The 16,281-nt window shown below is 67.6% G+C and carries 8 protein-coding genes and 1 pseudogene; 5 read left to right on the top strand and 4 right to left on the bottom strand.

All coding sequences use genetic code 11. The annotated features are described in order from the left end of the window. Positions 1-290 precede the first annotated feature (290 nt). The 3 genes from CFB24_RS08645 to CFB24_RS08655 form a co-directional block, all read right to left on the bottom strand. On the bottom strand, positions 291-5,063 hold the full coding sequence (locus tag CFB24_RS08645; protein WP_088520205.1) for a PAS domain-containing protein: 4,773 nt from the start codon (positions 5,061-5,063) through the stop codon (positions 291-293). Positions 5,064-5,234: 171 nt separating this feature from the next. Continuing rightward, the gene (locus CFB24_RS08650) at positions 5,235-5,663 is read right to left on the bottom strand and encodes a hypothetical protein (RefSeq protein WP_088520206.1); all 429 of its coding nucleotides are present in this window, start codon (positions 5,661-5,663) and stop codon (positions 5,235-5,237) included. Between the two features lie 27 nt (positions 5,664-5,690). Further along, the gene (locus CFB24_RS08655; RefSeq protein WP_088520207.1) at positions 5,691-7,541 is read right to left on the bottom strand and encodes a glycoside hydrolase family 15 protein; all 1,851 of its coding nucleotides are present in this window, start codon (positions 7,539-7,541) and stop codon (positions 5,691-5,693) included. Positions 7,542-7,706: 165 nt separating this feature from the next. On the opposite strand from CFB24_RS08655, the gene tkt reads away from it, so the two are divergent. The 5 genes and pseudogenes from tkt to pgl all read left to right on the top strand — a co-directional run bounded on the left by tkt (position 7,707) and on the right by pgl (position 14,335). Further along, positions 7,707-9,902, top strand: coding sequence for a transketolase (gene tkt / locus CFB24_RS08660; protein ID WP_088520208.1), 2,196 nt, complete (start codon positions 7,707-7,709; stop codon positions 9,900-9,902). Next, a pseudogene (tal, locus tag CFB24_RS08665) lies at positions 9,899-10,993 on the top strand (transaldolase); the annotation flags it as partial. The gene tkt and the pseudogene tal, both read left to right, overlap by 4 nt. A 44-nt stretch (positions 10,994-11,037) precedes the next feature. After that, a complete protein-coding gene (gnd, locus tag CFB24_RS08670; protein ID WP_088520460.1) occupies positions 11,038-12,015 on the top strand; it encodes a phosphogluconate dehydrogenase (NAD(+)-dependent, decarboxylating) in 978 nt (325 codons plus the stop codon). 3 nt (positions 12,016-12,018) lie between these two features. Further along, complete coding sequence (gene zwf, locus CFB24_RS08675) at positions 12,019-13,587, top strand: glucose-6-phosphate dehydrogenase (protein ID WP_425332083.1); 1,569 nt, start codon at positions 12,019-12,021, stop codon at positions 13,585-13,587. Beyond that, positions 13,571-14,335, top strand: coding sequence for a 6-phosphogluconolactonase (gene pgl, locus CFB24_RS08680; protein ID WP_244593221.1), 765 nt, complete (start codon positions 13,571-13,573; stop codon positions 14,333-14,335). Before zwf ends, pgl begins: the two co-directional genes overlap by 17 nt. Here pgl and CFB24_RS08685 read toward each other — a convergent pair. Then, the gene (locus CFB24_RS08685; protein ID WP_088520211.1) at positions 14,332-16,278 is read right to left on the bottom strand and encodes a nitric oxide reductase activation protein NorD; all 1,947 of its coding nucleotides are present in this window, start codon (positions 16,276-16,278) and stop codon (positions 14,332-14,334) included. The two genes, pgl and CFB24_RS08685, sit on opposite strands and share 4 nt — an antisense overlap. Between the last annotated feature and the right edge of the window lie 3 nt (positions 16,279-16,281).

Here is a 16,281-nt window from a genome sequence, read left to right on the forward strand (position 1 = left end):
TCGTAATAAATTGATATAAAAAAGAAAATGACCGGGCTTATCGCCAGGCCCGACAGAAATCCCCCCCGATTTTTGTCCGGCCTCCGGCTGTGCAACCAAACGCGTGTAGGTGCGAAAACAGTCGGTTTTTTTCAAGAATCGCGCAGTTTTTTCACAAAATGGACGGTTTTCGACGTGTTTTGCGCAAAACCGTTTCAACTCTAAATAGAAATTTCGAGAAAATCGGCTTTTTCAGCCGATCTGTGGGGCGCCAGAAAAACACCACGGCGACGCCCGCGCCGCCGTTCGCCTCAAGCCGGGCGACGCGCCGACCGGAGCGCCGCGATCAGCTCGTCCTGCCGGAACGGCTTGGCCAGCCGGGGCAGGCCGGGATCGCGGCCGGCGGGCAGCTCTGCGTAGCCGGTCGCGAGGATGATCGGCAGGTCCGGCCGGAGGCTTTGCAGCTTGCCGGCCAATTCGCAGCCGGTCATGCCGGGCATGGCGTGGTCGGTGATGACGAGGTCGAAGTCGGGATGCTGGTCCACGACGTCCAGCGCCTTGCGGCCGCTGTTCGCCTCGAACACGGCGTGCCCGAGATCTTCGAGCATCGCCACCGTCCCCATCGCGACCAGCGCATCGTCGTCGACGACCAGGATTTTCATCGGCGCTCCTTCATCCGCGTCGGCGTCCAGGGACGGCGCCGCCGGCGCCGCCGGCTGCATGCCGGCCGGCGCTTGCGGCAGCCAGAGATCCACCGTCGCGCCGCGCCCGATTTCGCTGTGAAGACGCAGCGCGCCGCCCGATTGCGCGGCGAGTCCCTGCACCATGGACAGGCCAAGCCCCGTGCCCTTGCCGACGCCCTTGGTCGTGAAGAACGGCTCGGTCGCCTTTCTGAGCGTTTCCGCGTCCATGCCGCCGCCGGTGTCGACAATGCGGATGCGGACATAGTCGCCGGCGGCGAGATCGGGCGCATTGGCCTCCGCCGCCAGCGCCGCGGCCGACACGCTGAGGGTTCCGCCGCCCGGCATGGCGTCGCGCGCGTTGACCGCGAGATTGAGCAGCGCCAGTTCGAGCTGGTTGGCGTCAACCCGCACCGGCGGCAGCCGCGCCGGGAAGTCCGTGTCGATGCGGATCGACGGTCCCAGCGACCGCGACAACAGGTCGAGCATGTCGTCGAACAGCGCCGCCACGTCGACGGTGGCCACGTTCAGCTCCTGCCGGCGCGCGAAGGCGAGCAGCCGCTTCGACAGGGCGGCGCCGCGTTCGGCGCCCTTCACGGCGCCTTCGATCAGCGTGGCGGTCCTGAGATCGGGAATGCGCTTCTTGGCGAGATCGAGATTGGTGAGGATGGCGGCCAGCAGATTGTTGAAATCGTGGGCGACGCCGCCGGTGAGCTGGCCGATCGTCTCCATCTTCTGCGCCTCGAACAGCTCCGCCTGCGCCTTGGCCAGCGCCTCCTGCTGCCGGATTTTCTGCGTCACCTCATAGGAAATATGCAGCGCGCCCATCAACCGGCCGTCGGGATGGCGCAGCGGGCTGAACTTCATCTCGTACCAGCGTTTTTCCAGCGCGTCGTCGCCGTATTCGCCGGTTTCGACCACGATCTCGCCGTTCAGCGCGCGCGACCAGATCGCCATGGACGAGGCGAGTTGCTCGGGCCATTCCGCCAGAATCTCCAGCAGGCTGTCGCCGACGCGGGGCCGTTTGCCAAAGACGCGCACATATTCGTCGGCGTTGGCCCTGTTGATGGCGAGCAGGCGGAAATCCGGCGTGATGGCCTGGATAAACGCGTCATTGGCCTCGATGATGTCGCTCCAGAGGCGCCGGCCTTCGAGCGCCTCGGCCACCCGGCGCTCGAGGTCGGCGTTGAGATCGCGCAAGCGCTCCTCGTTGAGCCGGCGCGCCGTGACATCGTAGATCAGGCCGCGCACGGCGATGGGGGCGCCGTGCGGGCCGCGCACGATCTCATTATGCGCGGCGATCCAGCGGACGCCGGCCGGATGCGTCACCCGGAATTCGTTTTGGGAGTCGCTCGCGTCCGATCCGGCGGCCTTGAGCAGGTTCTGGCGCAGGGCGATGCGGTCCTCAGGATGCGTTCGCGCCAGCCAGTCGTCGATCCCGCGCGGCGCGTCGTCGCCAAAGCCGAACAGTTCGCGCGTGCGCGCCGCCGCCGTGATCTCGCCGGTTGCGAGGTCGAGCGAATATTCGCCCATCTTGCCGGCTTCGAGCGCCGCGCGCAGACGCGCCTGGCTGTCGAGGATTTCCTGCTCGGCCCGCTTGCGGTCGGTGATGTCGATCGAGGCGCCGATCAGCCCGACCACCTCGCCCGAAGCGTCGCGAAACGGCGCCTTGGTCGAAAACCAGATGGAGCGGCGCCCGTCGGGCGAGGACACTTCTTCCTCGAACGTCGCGGTCGTTCCGCTCATCATCACGTTCTGGTCGTTGGCCATCACCGCCTGCGCCTGCGCGCGGTCGCCGAGCAGATCGGCGTCGGTTCGGCCAAGGCAGGCCAGCAGCGGCTTGCCGATGAGATCGGTGGCGCCGCGATTGGCGAACACCATGCGGCCCTCGCGATCCTTGCAATAGACCACGCCGGGAATCGCGTCCATCAACGCCGCGAGCCGCGCCTTGACCTGATCGCGCTCCGCCTCCACCGCGCGGCGGGCCTCGATGTCGAGCAGCACGCCGGGAAAACGCATCGGCGTTCCGTCCGGCCCGCGATCGACGCGTCCGTTGGCCTCGACCCAATGATAAGCGCCATCGGCGCCGCGCACGCGATATTGCCGCGCAAAAGCGCCGCCGCTTCGGATCGCCTCGTCCACCGCCGCCATCACGGCGGACCGGTCCGCCGGATGAATGTTGGCGACGGCCTCGTCAAGGCCGATCCCGGCGCGGCAGCGTTCGGGATCAAGCCCGAAGGCCTCGGCGAAGCGCGCGTCGGCGGTCAGGCGGTCGCGCGGCAAATTCCAGTCCCACACCCCGATGATCGCGCCGGCGTCGAGCGCGAGTTGAACCCGCTCCGACGTCTCGCGCAATTGCTCTTCCACGCGCTTGCGCGCCGTGATGTCGATCGCCGTGCCGATCACGCGCACACATCGTCCCTGGGCGTCGAACACGCCGCGCCCCTTGGCGGCCACCCAGCGCAGGACGCCGTCCTCCTTGCCCACGGTGCGGTATTCGACGTCGTAAAGCGCGCGGCGCCGCGGGTCGCAGGCCGCCGCATAGGCCGCGCTGACGCGATCGCGATCGTCCGGGTGCAGGCAGGCGTAGAAATCGGCCCGCATGGTCACGGGCGCATCGGCCGAGACGCCGAACATCGCCTTGACCCGGGGCGGCCAGACCAGCACGTCGTTCATGGGATCGACGTCCCAAAAGCCGATCTCCGCATGTTCGGTCGCCAGGCGCAGGCGCGTTTCGTTCTCCGCCAGCGCCCTGGCGCTGGCCTTGAGTTTCTCCTCATAGGCGACGCGTTCGGTCAGATCGTGGAAATAGCAGACCACCCCGAAGCGCCCGTCGGGCATGACGATCCGCTCGACATGCCAGTCGTAGGCTTCCTTGGCGTCGCGGTCGGCGCGCCGCTCGAACGTGTCCCTCGCCACGTAAGTTTCGCCGAGGTCCATGGCGCGGCGGAAGCGCAGCACCGCTTCGCTGGCGAACGGCTCCGGCCAGATCGTGCGCATCGCATGACCGAGCTCCTTGCCGATCAACGGGGCGAGCGCGCTGCCGAACGTGCGTTTCGCGCCTTCGCTGGCGTAGGCGATGCGGAAGTCGCCGTCCACGACGTAGATGCCGAAGGGATTGCCGGTGATGAGCCGGTCGAACGCGTCCACATTGGCCGCCAGACGCTGTTCGGCCTCGCGGCGCTCGTGAATGTCGGTGGCGACGCCCACCCATTCGGCTGCGGCGCCATTGGCGACGCGCATCGGCGCCACCCGCGCCAGATGCCAGCGCCAGTCGGCTCCGTCCCGACCGCGAAAGCGGCATTCGGCCTCAAAAGGCTGGCAAAGGACCTGGGCTTCGCGCCAAAGCCGCAGCGCCGCCTGCGCGTCGTCGGGATGCAGCAGATCGAACCAGCGCCGCCCGCGCAGCGCCGCCGCATCCCGCCCGGACTGGGCGCACGCCTGTTCGTTGACGAAATGGATGGCGCCGTCGGCGTCGGCGGCGAAGACCAGGCCCGGCGCGGCCTCGACAATGGCGCGCCACCGTTCCTCGCCGCGCACCTGATCGGTGACGTCCCCGCCCTGCACGAAAACGCCGGAGACGCTTCCATCGGCGCCGCGCACCGGCTCATAGACAAAATCGACGAAAACTTCCTCCAGCGTTTCCCGGTCTCTGCGCAGCAGGACGCGCTGTCGCCTGGCGACATGGCGGCGGCCTTGCGTCCGCACCGCGTCGAGCAGATCGAGAAAACCCTGCGAGGCGATTTCGGGCAGGGCCTCGCGCACAGGACGGCCGATCAGCGGACGATCGCCGACGAGCCGCCGGTAGGATTCGTTGGCCAGATCGAACACATGGTCGGGGCCGCGCAACATGCACGCGAAACCGGGAGTCTGCTCAAACATCTCCGTGAGGCGGCTCGCCGCGTCGCCGGCGTCGATCAGCGTCAGCGCGCCGCCCACCCCGCGAGGCGCGGCGGGATCGATGATCGGCGCGTGGCTGCACGCCAAACAACGCTCCGACGCCGCGGGGCCGCCCCGAACGACCAAGCCGCCGCGTTCGACGGCCTCGCCGCGCAGGATGGCGGCGATTTGCGGCGCCAGACCCGGCCATGATCCCAGCAGTTCGGAAGCGGGAAGCCCCAGCGCGCGCGTCCCGATGTCCCCCGCCAGAAGATCGCGCGCGACGCCGTTGCAAAACAACCGGCTGTCCGGCCCCCAGAACACCAGGATCGGCTGGCGCGACGCCAGAGCGGCGCGCAGCGCCACCAGCAAAGGCGCCGGCCAGGACTGCGGCGCGCCCAGATTGGAGGCCGGATCGACAAGGCTGGCCAGATGCGCGAAGTCGATCCCGCCCAGCGCCGAGGCCGGGGGATTGTCCTTGGTCGCAAGGTCGAAGCCGGCCCGACTCTCTCCGGTTCCCTCCATGATCGCCTCAACCTTTTTCGCCCGCCGCCGCGCCGGATCGTGGCCCGGACGTCTGATGCGCGGCCAGAATTTCGGCGAACCCGCCTCAACAACGCTCAGATCTAGTCAGGCGTTCCCTGGTTCCGGCGATCTTGGCCATTCGGTCAAATGAGGAGGACGACGGCTTCGCGCTCACGCTCCGAATTGCGCGGGCGGCTGCGGATTGTTGGCCGGGTTGGAATCGTATTTGTTCACCTTGGTCACCAGCGGCCCGCCCACCAGCGGCAAGAGATCGGCCTCCAGCGCCTCGGCGGCGTTACGCGCGTAAACTTCCTCGCCATTGACGTAGAAGGTGACGATTTTCTTGTGCTTGGCCGCCTTGACCGGATCGTCGATGGTCACCCGGGTCCACTTGTACAGCGGCGTCTGCGTTTCGCCGTTGGCCTCGGCCTCGGCGACAAATTCCGCGAAGGCGTCATATTGGTTGCGAATCTGCGCCTGATGACGCTCGGCCACGGCGACCAGCGGGGCAAGCTCGGGCGCGGCGCCTCCCTCGCAAATCAGTTCCGCGGCGCGGTCGGTCAGTGTGGCGCGAATCTGAAAATCCCATTGTTCGCTCATCGCTGTCTCCAGTTCAGCTTTCGGGGCCTATATAAAATCATTGGGCGGGGCGCCGACAAGCTCCTTTTCCGCGTGCGGGCCGAGCGGCCCGCGGCAGGGCTGGCGCGCCGGCCGGCACAGATTATGCGCCGTATTGACTAGGGCGATATGGGAAAAAGCCTGCGGGAAATTGCCGAGCTGGCGCCGGCTGCGCGGATCGTATTCCTCCGACAGAAGCCCCAGATCGTTGCGCAGCGCCAACAAACGCCGGAACAAAAGCTCCGCCTCCGCCCGCCGCCCGGTCAGCAGATAGGCGTCCGCCAGCCAGAAGCTGCACGCCAGAAACGCGCCTTCCCCCGGCGGCAGACCGTCGCCGGCCTCGCCGGTGTCATAGCGCAACACCAGCCCGTCGCGCATCAAATGCTGTTCGACCGCCGCAATCGTCCCGAGAACGCGCGGATCGGCCGCCGGCAGAAAACCCACGGCGGGAATGAGCAAGGCGCTGGCGTCGAGCGTTTGCGATCCATAGGCCTGGACGAAGGCGCCGAGGCGCGGATTGAACGCCTTTTCGCACACCTCGCGGTGGATTTTTTCGCGCAAGACGCGCCAGGCCGCCACCGGCCCGTCGAGCCCAAAGCGTTCCGCGCTTTTGATGGCGCGGTCGATCGCCACCCAGGCCATGACTTTGGAATGGGTGAAATGCCGCCGCCCGCCGCGCGTCTCCCAGATGCCCTCGTCCGGGCTGGCCCAGATCGTCTCCAGATGGCCGATCAGCGCGCGCTGGAAATCCCAGCCCTCGCGCGGATTGTGCAGGCTGCCGAGCCGCGCCTGGTGCAGCGCGTCCATCACCTCGCCGAACACGTCGATCTGCAATTGTTCGGCGGCGGCGTTGCCGATCCGCACCGGCGACGACCCCTCATAGCCCGCAAGCCACGGAACCTCCCATTCCGTCAGCCGCTTCTCGCCCGCCAGCCCATACATGATCTGCATCTGTTCGGGGCTGCCCGCCGCCGCGCGCAACAGCCAGTCGCGCCAGTCGCGGGCCTCGTCGTAATAGCCGGCGTTCATGAAGGCGAGCAGGGTCAGCGTGGCGTCGCGCAGCCAGCAAATCCGGTAGTCCCAGTTGCGCGGCCCGCCGATCCGCTCGGGCAGCGAGGTGGTGGGCGCCGCGACGATGCCGCCCGTCGGCGTATAGATCAAAGCCTTGAGCGTGATCAGCGAGCGGGTCACGGCCTCCACATGCGGCTCGGCCATGTCGGGCTTGCGCTGTCCCGCCGCCCAGCCCTTCCAGAACGCCTCGGTGCGCCGCAGCGCCTCGCAGGCGTCGACCGGTCCGGGCGGCGGCAGGTGCGACGGCGCGTACATCAGCACGAAGGGCGAGGTCTGCCCGGCCGCGACGGTGAAATCGGCGACGGTGCTCAGCCCTTCGCCGCGCAGCTCGACCGGCGTGCGCAGCACGACCTGATCGGGGCCGGCCACCGCCAGCAAGGCGCCGTCCGCCGTTCGCCGCACCCATGGAACGGACGCGCCATAATTGAATCGCAGCGTCAGCTCGCATCGCATCCGAACGGCGCCGCGCAGGCCCACCGCCAGACGCGCCACCTGCGAGGCCTGGGCGCGCAAGGGAAAGAAATCGACCAGCATGACCTCGCCGTCGGCGCAGGAAAAGGTCGTCTCCAGAATCAGCGTGTCCGGCCGGTAGCGCCGCACGATTTTTTGATCGCCGTCGGCGGGCGCGATGCGCCAGCGCCCGTTGCCGGCGTCCCCGAGCAGGGCGGCGAAACAGGCGTCGGAATCGAAGCGCGGCCAGCACAGCCAGTCGATCGAGCCGTCCCGCGACACCAGCGCGGCGGTTTCGCCATCGCCGATCAATCCGTAATCTTCGATGGCCGCCGGCATGAGAACCTCGTCTTAGGGCGCGAAAAAAGCGAACCGCCGCGATCAATTTCGCCGCATGGGGCGTTAACCGTCAGCGCGCCGCCGTCTCCGCGAAACCGTCGCGGCCGTAAAGCGTTGCCTAGCCGCGGGCGAAAATCGTTCCGCCCGCGAAAGCCGAGGACGTTCATGCCCAATCGCAAGCGCGCGCCATCTCCCGCTCCCGGCAAAAGCGGCGCCCCCGGCAAAAGCGCCGCCGCAGGCGGCGCGGCCCAGCGCCCGCCGCAGACGTCGCGCGGCGTCGCCGCCCCCGCGCGCGAGACGCCGGCGAAGATCGCGCCCGCGCGCGACCTCGATCGCCTGTGCATCGACACGATGCGCACCCTGGCGATGGATGCGGTGCAGAAAGCCAATTCCGGCCATCCGGGCACGCCGATGGCGCTGGCGCCGGTGATGTATGCGCTATGGCGCAACGTGCTGCGCTACGACCCCGAGGACGCCGCCTGGCTCAACCGCGACCGCTTCATCCTGTCGAACGGCCACGCCTCGATGCTGCTCTATGCGACGCTGCATCTCGCCGGCGTGAAAAAACTCGACGCGTCGCAAAAGCCGACAGGCGCCCCCGCCGTGTCGCTCGACGACATCAAGGCCTTCCGCCAGCTCGACAGCGTGTGTCCCGGACATCCCGAGCATTACGCCACCACCGGCGTCGAGGCGACCACCGGGCCGCTCGGGCAGGGCTGCGGCATGTCCGTGGGCATGGCGATGGCCGAGCGCTGGCTGGCGCAGAATTTCAATCGCCCCGGTTTTGAAATTTTCGACTACGCCATTTACGCGCTGTGCAGCGACGGCGACATGATGGAGGGGATCAGCAATGAGGCGGCGTCGCTCGCCGGCCATCTGCGCCTCAGCAATCTGTGCTGGATCTACGACGACAATCAGGTGACCATCGAGGGCCACACCGGCCTCGCCTTCGACGACGACGTGGCGATGCGGTTCCGCGCCTATGGCTGGAACGTCGAGCGCGTCGCCGACGCCAACGACACCCAGGCCGTCGCCGCCGCGCTCAAGCGTTTCCGGGAGACGCAGGACGCGCCGACGCTCATCGTCGTCAAGAGCCACATCGGCTATGGCGCGCCGCACAAGCAGGACCATAGCGCCGCCCATGGCGAACCGCTCGGGGAGGAGGAGGTCCGCCTCGCCAAGCGCGCCTATGGCTGGCCGGAAGACTCGTCCTTTCTGGTGCCCAGAGGCGTGTGCGAGCATTTCCAGCAGGGCATGCGCGGCGGCGCGCTGCGGCGCGACTGGCTCGAACGCATGCGCCAGTATCGCGCCGGCCATCCCGACCTCGCCGAGCGTCTCGACCTCATGCAGACCGGCGGATTGCCCGAGGGCTGGGACAGCGATCTGCCGGAATTTCCGCCCGACGCGAAGGGCCTCGCCACGCGCGAAGCCTCCGGACAGGCGCTCAACGCCATCGCCAAAAAAGTCCCGTGGCTGGTTGGCGGCGCCGCCGATCTCGCCCCCTCGACCAAGAGCAACCTCACTTTCGACGGCGCCGGCGAATTCGAACTCGGCTATTACGGCGGCCGCAACCTGCATTTCGGCATCCGCGAACATGCGATGGGCGCGGCGCTGAACGGGCTGGCGCTCAGCAAGTTGCGCGTCTACAGCTCGACCTTCCTGATCTTCTCCGACTATCTGAAGCCGGCGATCCGGCTGGGCGCTTTGATGGGCCTGCCGGTGATCCACATCTTCACGCACGATTCGATCGGCTTGGGAGAGGACGGCCCGACCCACCAGCCGATCGAGCAACTGGCGGGCCTGCGGGCCATTCCCAACCTGCTCACGTTGCGGCCCGCCGACGCCAACGAGACGGTGGAGGCGTGGCGCGTCATCATGCGGCAGGCGCAGCCCGCCTGCCTCGTCCTGAGCCGCCAGAAACTGCCGACGCTCGACCGCAGCCGCTACGCTTCCGCCGAAGGGGTTTCGCGCGGCGCTTATGTGCTGGCGGAGACCGGCGAAAACCCGGATGTGATCCTGATCGGAACGGGCGGCGAGGTCTCGCTCTGCCTCGAAGCCTTCGAAGAACTGGCGCGCGACGGCGTCGCCGTGCGGGTGGTCAGCATGCCCTCGTGGGATCTGTTCGAACGCCAGGACCGGGCCTATCGCGACGCCGTTCTGCCGCCGCAGGTGACGGCGCGGGTCTGCGTCGAGGCGGCCTCGCCGCTCGGCTGGGACCGCTATGTCGGGGCGACCGGCGCAAAGATCGCCATGTGCGGATTTGGCGCATCGGCGCCGGCGGGCGATCTCATGGTAAAATTCGGCTTCACCCGCGAGACGGTCGTGGCTGCGGCCCGACGTCAACTGGAGAACAGCCCATGAACCCACTGCATAGACTGCAAGCCTGCGGCCAGGCGCCCTGGCTCGACTATCTCAGGCGCAACTTCGTGCTGCAGGGCGATCTGCAGGAGTTGATCGCGCGCGACGGCCTGAAGGGGGTCACGTCCAACCCCTCGATCTTTGAAAAGGCCATCGGCCAATCCGACGAATATGCCGAAGCCATCGCGCAGTTTCTCGCGAACGGCGACCGCGACGAAGGCGAGATTTACGAACATCTGGCCATCGCCGACATTCAGGCCGCCGCCGACGTTCTCGCGCCGGTCTATGCGGAAACGCAAGCGCGCGACGGCTATGTCAGCCTGGAATGTTCGCCCTATCTCGCCAATGACACGGAGGCGACGGTGGCCGAGGCGCAACGGCTGTGGGGCGCCGTCGACCGCCCCAATCTGATGGTCAAAATCCCCGCGACGCCCGCCGGTCTTCCGGCCATCGAACGGTTGATCGGCATGGGCGTGAACATCAACATCACCCTGCTGTTCTCGACCGACGTGTACGAGCAGGTCGCGCAAGCCTATCTCGCCGGGCTGGAGGAATTTTCGCGCGCGGGCGGCGACCTGTCCCATGTCGCGAGCGTCGCCAGTTTCTTCGTCAGCCGCATCGACACGGAGGTGGACAAGCGGCTCGACGCGCTCGACGATCCCTCGGCGCAAGAGCTGCGCGGCAAGGCGGCCATCGCCAACGCCAAGATCGCCTATGCGCGTTATCAGGCCCTGTTCGACGGACCGAGCTGGGAAAGCCTCGCCGACGCCGGCGCACGCCCGCAACGCCTGCTCTGGGCCTCCACCAGCACGAAAAACCCCGACTACCGAGACACGATTTACGTCGAGGAGCTGATCGGCGCCGACACGGTGAACACCATGCCGCCCGCGACCATGGCCGCCTTCCGCGACCACGGCGAGATCAAGCCGGATGCGATCGCGCAAGATGTCGACGGCGCCCGTGCAATCCTGGATCAATTGGCGGCGCGCGGCGTTTCGCTTCACGAAATCACCAACGCTCTGGTCGAGGACGGCGTGAAGCAATTTACCGATGCGTTCGACCAATTGTTCGACACGCTTGCGAAACGCCGCGCGGCGCCGCGCCAGCGCGTGGGGTGAGCGCGGACGGAGGGAAGCGCATGCAGATTGGAATGGTCGGACTCGGGCGGATGGGCGGCGCCATGGCCCGGCGTCTGATCAAGGCGGGACATGATTGCGTGGTCTACGATCACGACCCGCAGGCGCGCGCGGCTTTGGCCGGCGAGGCCGCCGCCGTCGCCTCGCTGGCCGCGCTGGCGCAAAAGCTCTCCGCCCCCCGGGCGGTGTGGCTGATGCTGCCCGCCGGCGCCATCACCGAGCAGGCGGTGGACGATCTCGCCGCGCTGCTGTCGCCGGGCGATATCATCGTTGACGGCGGCAACGCCTTCTACAAGGACGATATCGCCCGCGCCGAAAAACTGGCGGCGCAAAACATCGCCTATGTCGATTGCGGCGTCTCCGGCGGAGTCTGGGGTTTGACGCGCGGCTATTGTCTCATGATCGGCGGCCCGAAACAGGCGGTGGATCATCTCGATCCCATCTTCGCCGCGCTCGCGCCGGGGCGCGGCGACATCGCGCCAACCCCGGGCCGTCAAGGCGATCCGCGCGCCGAGCGCGGCTACATCCATGCGGGGCCGACAGGCGCCGGCCATTTCGTGAAAATGGTGCACAACGGCATCGAATACGGCCTGATGCAGGCCTATGCCGAAGGCTTCGACATCCTGCGCCATCGCAACGCGCCCGCCCTGCCGGAAGCCGAACGCTTCGACCTCAATCTCGCCGATATCGCCGAAGTCTGGCGGCGCGGCAGCGTGGTGTCGTCCTGGCTGCTCGATCTCTGCGCCTTGGCTCTGGCCGGCGATGGGGCGCTGGAGAAATTCACCGGCGCCGTCGCCGATTCCGGCGAGGGCCGCTGGACCGTCGAGGCCGCCATCGAGGAAGCCGTTCCCGCCAACGTGATCGCCGCCGCTTTGTTCACCCGGTTCCGCTCCCGCGACGCGCACAGTTTCGCGGAGAAGCTTCTCTCGGCGATGCGGTTCGGTTTCGGCGGCCATATCGAACCGCGCGAAGCGAGGTAAGGCATGGGCGATTCCCCCCCCTGCCGGACCGCGCAAGCCAGAATGATGCAGGCGCCGCCGCGCCAGCCGCTCCACGCGGCGGAGCCATGCGCGCTGGTGCTGTTCGGCGCCACCGGCGACCTCACGCACCGGCTCGTGGTTCCCGCGTTGTACAATCTTTCGCGCACCGGCAGCTTGCCGGAGTCGTTCGCATTGATCGGCGTCGCGCGCACGCCCATGACCACGCAGGCCTGGCGCGACAATCTGCGCGCCTCGCTGGCGAAGCGCATGGGCGACGACATTGACGCGGAGGCGTGGCGTCGTCTCGCCGACACAATGACCTATCTTCCCGGCGACCTGTCCCACCCCGATTTTTACCGCCAGTTGCGCGCGACCCTCGATGCGGCCGAACGCGACCATGGCACGCGCGGCAATGCGATTTTCTATCTCGCCGTCGCCGCGCAATTGTTCGATGTCGTGACTGGGCGACTGTGCGAGGCGCGGCTGCTGGAACAGCCGCCCGGCGACGACGGAAAGAACCGATATTGGCGCCGCGTGGTGATCGAAAAGCCGTTCGGCCACGACCTCGCCTCGGCGCGCGCCTTGAACGCGCGGTTGCAGCGGATTCTGAAGGAAGACCAGATCTTCCGCATCGACCATTTCCTCGGCAAGGATACGGTGCGCAGCATTATGGCGTTCCGTTTCGGCAATGGCCTGTTCGAGCCGATCTGGAACCGCGACCGCATCGACCACGTCCAGATCACCGCCGCCGAAACCTTGGGCGTGGAGACGCGCGGAAAATTCTACGAGGCCACCGGCGCGCTGCGCGACATGCTGCCCAACCATCTGTTGACGTTGATGTCGATGGTGGCGATGGAGCCGCCCGTCAGTTTCGACGCCGCCCATATCCTGTCGAAAAAGGCCGAGGTGCTCGCCGCCATTCCCGAAGTGACGCCGGCCTGCGCGGTGCGCGGCCAATATGGCGCCGGCGAGGTGGCCGGCCAGCAGGCGCGGCCCTATCGCGAGGAGCCGAATGTCGCGGCCGACTCGGCGGTGGAGACGTATGTCGCGATGCGGCTGGAGATCGACAACTGGCGCTGGGCCGGCGTGCCGTTCTACCTGCGCACCGGCAAGCATCTTTCAAACCGCGTCACCGAAATCGCCATCCGGTTCAAGCCGGCGCCGGCCACGCCGTTCCGCGACAGCAAGGTCGACTCGCTCAGGCCGAACTGGCTGCTGTTGCGCATCGCGCCCGATGAGGGCATCGCGCTGCAATTCGAGATCAAGCGCCCCGGGCCCGCCATGGATCTCGCCACAGTGGCGATGGAGTTCTGCTACAACGACTGGTTCCCGAAAGAGCCCAATGTCGGTTACGAGACGCTGATCCGCGACGTGATGACGGGCGACCAGACCCTGTTCATGCGCGCCGATATGGTCGAGCAAACCTGGCGCATCGTGCAGCCGACGCTCGACGCCTGGCGCGGCGACGCGCGCTTGCCCCAATATCCCTCCGGCGGCGCCGGCCCCGGCGAAGCCGTCGCGCTGCTGGCGCGCGACGGGCGCTTTTGGCGCCCCATTGACGCCGCAGGCTGAAATGAGCGGCGCGGGCGCGGCGGTCGCGCGGCAGATGCTGCGCCTCAGCAATCCCGAGGACGTGGCCGAGCAGGCGGCGCAATGGCTGCTCGCGGTCGCTTTGGGGACCGAAGGCCCTTTCGTTCTGTGCCTGTCCGGCGGCGAGACGCCCCGGCCGCTCTACCAGCGTCTCGCGGCGCCGCCCTATCGCGCCGCCTTTCCCTGGGAGCGGACGCATGTGTTCTGGGGCGACGAACGCTTCGTGCCGCACGACGACCCGCGCAGCAATTTCCGCATGGCGCGCGATACGCTGCTGTCGCGCGCGCCGCTGCCTTCGCAGAACATTCATCCGGTCCCGTCGGCCGCGAGCGCGCGGGCGGCGGCGATCGCCTACCAGCGCGAACTGGCGCTGTTTTACGGGTCGGAAATTCTGACCCGCGCGCGTCCATTGTTCGACGTCACGCTGCTCGGCCTGGGCGCCGACGGCCACATGGGATCGCTGTTTCCCGGCGACGAGGCGCTCTGCCAGCGCGAGGGCTGGACGGCGGCTGTCGTCGGCCCCGACGGCCTTGAGCGGGTCGCGCTGACCTATCCCGCGCTCGACAACAGCCGGCGCATCGCGTTTCTGGTGACGGGCGCGCAAAAGAGCGCCGCGCTGGCGCGCCTCATGCGCGGCGACCGCGCGCTGCCGGCGACCTATTTGCGCCCGGCCGGGGAGATCCGTCTGTTCGTGGACGCCGCCGCCGCGCAGGAACTCGAAACGCTTTAACGCACCAGATGCCGATAGATCGCCGGAAGCGCGGTCGCGAGCTTCTCCGGCTGCGATACAAGAGCGAAACCCGCCGGCCCGAATAGATGCTGCAGGCTGGCGCGCCGCTGGCTGTCGATGGCGACGCAGAACACGGATTGCCCGAGCCGTCGCGCCTCCATCACCGCGCGCCGCGTGTCCTCGACGCCGTAGCGACCTTCGTAATGGTCGAGATCGTTCGGCTTGCCGTCGCTGATCAGCAGCAGCAGTTTGCGCGCATTGGGCCGCCGCGAAAGTTTGAACGACGCATGGCGCAGCGCCGCGCCGATGCGCGTATAAAACCCCGGCTTCAACCCGGCGATGCGCGCATCCACGCGCGGCCCGAACGGCTCGTCGAACTGCTTGCAGATGTCGAAGAAAACCTTTTCGCGTTTTAGTGAGGAAAACGCATAGATCGCGAGGTCGTCGTCGCACGCGTCGAGTCCGCGCGCCAGCGCCACCAAAGCCTCGCGCGCCACCGCGATCACCGGACGCCCCTGGACGGCGCTCTCGGTCGAGCGCGAGCCGTCGAACAGAACGGCCACCGCAAGATCGCGCTCGTCGTTGCGCGCGTCGCGATACAGCCGGTCGCTCGACGCGCCGCAAGCGCGCCTGTCGGCGCGCGCGCGCAAAATTTCGTCGAGATCGAGTTCGCTTCCCTCGATCTGCCGCCCGAGCACGCGCCGTTTCGGCCGAAGCGTCTCGAACTGCTTTTTCACGGCGTTGATGCGCTTCCGTGCGGCGGCGTCGAGCACGAGGCCCTGGGGCGCTTCCTCCGCGACATTTTCGAGAATGCGCGCCTGACCGGGAACGAGAGTTTCCTTCTTCCAGTCCCATTCGGGATAGATGAACTTGCCCGAAAATTTCTCGCGGTCGCCGTCCTCCGGCGCGAGATCGAGATCGAATTTCAGCCGCGTCCTCGGCTTCTTGCTGTGCTGCGCGACGTCGATACGTTCGGCGTCTTGCGCGGCCTTTTTCGCATTGTCCTCGTCCTCATCCTCGACATGGCGATTGAGGTTGAGAAAATCGCCGAACGACAACAGCGACTCGAAGCGGTACAGCAGCAGCGAATCTTTCCGCTCCGCCTGATCGCTCTTTTGCCGCCTCGCCTTCTTGGTTTCCTCGGCGCCTTCCGCGCCGCCGCCGCCCGGCTCTTGCGACTCCGCGCTGCGGCGCCCGCTTGGCGCGGGCGGGGGCGCGCGCTCGCCCCACAGCAACACCGGACGACAGGGCCGGTATTTCGGCGGCGCGGTCAGTGCGGCGAAGGACTCATAGTCGCCGGCCAGCGCGCGGCGCAGCGGCGTGTCGATGGCGGCGGGCTCCTGTGCGAGCCGCGCACAGATCCAGTTTTCCAACTCGGCTTCGACCGGCGGCGCGGACAGTTTCGCACGGGCCGTCAGCGTGGCGGCGTAAAGGTCGTTGCGAATTGCGCGCAGCCCGGCGAAGGCCGCGACCACTTTTTCGCTGTCGCGATGCGCGCAGCGCAGCCGCACGATGTCGCGTTGCAGCGGATCTTCGAACACGAGGTTGGGCGGCGTCGCAACCACCGCCAGCGCCGCCAGCCAGAGGTAGAGTTGGCGGTTGAGTCCGGCGTCGGGAAACACGTCCAGCTCGCGCGGCAGAAACAGCGTGACGCCATCGAACCGCGCCGACTTCACCCGCTCTGTGTCGCGCGCCAGCCGCCGCCGCCACGAGCGGCGATGCTCGGAAACCTCGTCGCCGCACGCCTTGATCTCGACGCCCGCTTCGCCGCCGAGGCCGCGAAACAGCACGCCCAGCGATCCCTTCACCGAAGCCAGCGCGACTGCGGCTTCGGAGTGGCGCGGCTCGGCGTCGAGCTTTTGCACGGCGCGGTCCCAAAAGGTCCCGACCGCCTCCTCCGGCTCCCAGAATTTTGAGTCTTTTAGCGCGCGCAAGAATGACATGGA

The organism is Rhodoblastus acidophilus, from assembly GCF_900187365.1.
Lineage (GTDB): Bacteria > Pseudomonadota > Alphaproteobacteria > Rhizobiales > Beijerinckiaceae > Rhodoblastus > Rhodoblastus acidophilus.